At 78.8% G+C, this 3,502-nt stretch carries 2 protein-coding genes; both read right to left on the reverse strand.

Annotated elements, in window-relative coordinates; all coding sequences use genetic code 11:
• Positions 1-240: 240 nt before the first annotated feature.
• Positions 241-1,788, reverse strand: coding sequence for an alpha/beta hydrolase (locus A2U95_RS21205; RefSeq protein ID WP_166025699.1), 1,548 nt, complete (start codon positions 1,786-1,788; stop codon positions 241-243).
• Positions 1,789-2,065: 277 nt separating this feature from the next.
• A partial coding sequence (locus A2U95_RS21210; RefSeq protein ID WP_240957506.1) for an SWIM zinc finger family protein occupies positions 2,066-3,502 on the reverse strand: 1,437 nt, incomplete at its 5' end.

A 3,502-nucleotide genomic window follows, 5' to 3' on the forward strand; every position in this document is an offset into this window, starting at 1 on the left:
CCCGCCGTCCTGCCGGCGCGCACGGGGCCGCCCGACGCGCAGGCGCGCCGCGGCCCACGAGGCGTGGCCGGAGGAGGTGCCGCCGTTCGCGCTCCGCGCCGCCGGCGGGGCAGCCGCACACCGGTGACGTCCACGCCCGCCGGGCGTGGACCGCCGGCGGCGGGACCGGTCCGGTCCGGAGCCTCCGGCTGCCGCGCCACACCGGACGGGTCGCCGGCGAGCGGAGCACGGGCGGGCAGGTCACGGGCGAACGGGCCGGTCCTCGCAGCGGATGTCGTGCGCGGGGCGTCGTCCCCCGGTCAGGAAGGCGGTGACGGCGCTGTCGCCGCAGGCGTTGCCGTTGTTGAGGTAGACGCCGTGGCCACCCCGGTCGACGGTGACCAGACGGGCCCGGTCCCCGAGCGCCTCGCGCATCGCCAGCGCGCCGAAGTGGGGGGTGGCGGGGTCGCGCCGGTTCTGGATCATCAGGATGTTCGACGGACCTTCGTCGGTGATCCGGATCGGCGCGTCGGCCGGCGGGGTCTTCCAGAACGCGCAGGGCACCACGTTGACCGGCATGCCGTCCGTGAGGGGGTGACGCCTGCGGTCCTCGGCCACCGCGCGCGCGTAGGCGGCGACCGGCCGGGGCCAGGCGACGTCGTTGCAGATGGTGGCCACGGTGACCGCGGCGTCCTCGTCGGGCAGCGGACCCGCGAGATCGCCGGGCAGCACCGGCGTCGCCCCGGGGTCCTGGGCGTCGAGCAGCAGGCGGGCCATGCCGGGGAAGAGGTCGTCGTCGTACAGGGCGTTCTGCAGGGCCTGGCGGAGCCGGGCCCCGGTGAGCGGGACGCCCGGGGTCGCCGATCTCCTGGGCTGCCGGTCGAGACGCTCGGCGAGGGCGAGGAACAAGGGCTCGACGTCCTCGGGCCGCCGAGCCGTCCGCAGACCGTCCTCCTCCCGCGCCGGGTCGGCGGCCCAGGCCGCGAAGTCCGGGAACCGCAGGGCCGCGGCGGGCGCTATGTCGGCCAGCCAGCCCCGTGCCACCTTCGCCGGGTCCGGGTCGCCCGTGCTGTCGAGGACCACCCGGTCGGTGCGCCGCGGGTACTTCTGGGCGTACACGGCCGTCACGTAGGCGCCGTAGGAGGTGCCCCAGACCGACAGCCGGTCCTCGCCGAGGGCGAGGCGCAGGTGCTCGAGGTCACGGACCTCGTTGGCGGTGCTGAAGCTGCGGACCAGCGCGCCGCCGTTGCTCCGGCATGCCTCGGCGATCCGGCGGGAGCGGGCCGCGTTGCCGGTGACGGAGCCGTCGGCGGCCGGCCAGGACCGCAGGGTGACCAGATGACGGTCCTCGGCGGCGATCCCGCACCCGGCGCGGGAACTGCCACCGACCCCACGCGGGTCGAACGCCACCAGGTCGTAGGCGTCGCCGAGTTGGGTGCGGAGCGCCTGCGCCGTGCCGGTCAGCCGCTTCACCCCCGAGCCGCCGGGGCCACCGGGGACGACCAGGAGCGTGCCGCGCCGCCGGGACGGGTCCTCGGAGGCCACCCGGGTCACCGCGATCGTGATGCGGGGTCCCTCGGGGTCGGCGTGGTCGAGCGGGACGGGCAGGTCGGCGCACTCCTGTCCCCCGGGGCCCCCGGCCACCGGGCAGGGACGCCAGTCGAGCGGGGCCGGGCCGGCGGGCGCGGTGGCGGGGGCGGCGTGCGACGGGAGGGCGGGCGCCACGGCGGCCAGGGTGGCGGCGACGGTGACGGCGGACAAGGCGGACAGGGTGACCCTGCGGGCGCGGACGTGCGGTGAACTCGTCATGCGCCAAGGCTTGCTGACAGGGCCTCCGCCGCCCATCCGGAGGTCCCCAGACCACCGCGGGGGTACGCACCAGGTGCCCACGGGTGCCACCAGGGGGGTGCGGGGCCCGCCGGCCACCGGTCCGCCGCCTCACCGCCTCACCGCCTCACCGCCTCACCGCCTCACCGCCTCACCGCCTCACCGCCTCACCGCCTCACCGGGGTGACGTGCCACGGCCGTCGCCGGGGCGGGTGGCGGCCGTGCCGGACGCGGGCCCGCCGCGCGCGCCCCGTGTCCGTCAGTGGTGCGACGGTTCCGGGGGGAGTTCGGCCGGGTCGAGGCCGGGGCCCAGGGCGGTGAGGACGGCCACCGGGTCGGGGTCGGCGGTGCCGCGCGGCCACCAGTCGTCGGCGCCGGGCTCGGACTCGTAGGCGTACCAGAGGTTGTCCTGGCCGAGGCGGAGCTGGGCGTGTCCGGCCGGGTGGGTGAGGCGGTTGCGCCACGGACGGAACGGGGCCAGTCCGGCGGCCCTCAGCAGGGGACGGGCGCGGTCGAAGCGGCCGGCCGGCGGGTCCCACGGGTCGCCCTCCAGCACGGCCAGGCCCGCGGGCCCGCCCTGTCGCCAGGCGGCGACCGCGCGGGCCAGGTCGACGGGGGTCCGGCCGGCCGCCGCGGCCAGGGAGGAGTACAGGGTGCGGGTGGCGGCCGTGAGACCCGAACCGGGGCGGGCGGCGGCGACGCGCACGGCGTCCTGCCAGAGCGTCAGGTCACCGACCGGGTCCTCACCGGTGGTCAGCAGCGCGTGGGCGCGGGCGGCGGCGTGGGTCGCCAGCTGGTCCAGGGCGTACGGATCGGGTCCGCCGGGAGCCGCGGGGTAGGCGGGCGGGTGGCCGGGGTGCGCGGGAGGCGGCAGGGGGGCGGGCAGCGGCGGGAGGCCGGACGCGGCGCGGGACAGCGCGTCCTTGGCCCGCACGCCCTCCGGCACGGCGGGGTCGCGTTCCCGCGCGGCCCGCGCCTCGGCGGCGGCCCGGGCGGCGTGCGCGGCGTTGCGGCGGGAGAGGGCGTCCAGGATCTCCTGCTCGCCCCGGCCGCGCAGCAGGAGCAGCGCGAACGGGTCCGCGTCGAGGAGGCGGGCGGTCTGGTAGCAGAGCGCGGCGGCGTGCTTGCAGGGACGGCCGGTGTCGGGACAGCCGCAGAACGGCAGCAGGTCGCCCCGGCGCGGCAGCAGGGGCGAGCCGGCGCCCCCCTCGATCAGGGCCTCGGGCAGCTTCCGGTCGAGCAGCGCGGCGATGTGACCGGGCCGCTCGGCCACGGCGTCCAGGAACGCCTCCCACTCGTCGTCGTCCAGGGTGCGGACGCGGACCTGGGCGCGATAGGGGCGCGGTCGGCTGCCGTGGACGTAGGCGAGGACCAGGCCGGGCGTCACGGTGATCGCGTCGACCCGGCCGCCTTCGGCGTACCGCCGGCCACGGGCCAGCCGGGCGGGGTCCAGGGCCCGTTCGGTGAGCGCAGTCAGCCATGCCTCCCCCCACGGTGTCCCGGCGAGAGCGGCGCCCTCCTCGCGCGCGGGGAGCCGGTCGAAGGTCAGGCGGTGCTCGCCGGCGACGCCACGCGGCCTGGCGGCGGGCACGGGGTCCTGCGGCAGGAAGTCCTGCGCGGGGGCCTGCGGGGCGGGCGGGCCGCCCTCGGGCACGCCCGGGCCGCCCCGCGGGGAGCCGCCCGCGCGGGGGCGGCC

Source organism: Streptomyces chilikensis, assembly GCF_001642695.1.
In the GTDB taxonomy this organism is placed as follows: domain Bacteria; phylum Actinomycetota; class Actinomycetes; order Streptomycetales; family Streptomycetaceae; genus Streptomyces; species Streptomyces chilikensis.

Excerpts from the sequence above, each read along its gene's own strand:
- A2U95_RS21205 (WP_166025699.1), bottom strand. The coding sequence starts at position 1,788 with ATGACGAGTTCACCGCACGTCCGCGCCCGCAGGGTCACCCTGTCCGCC.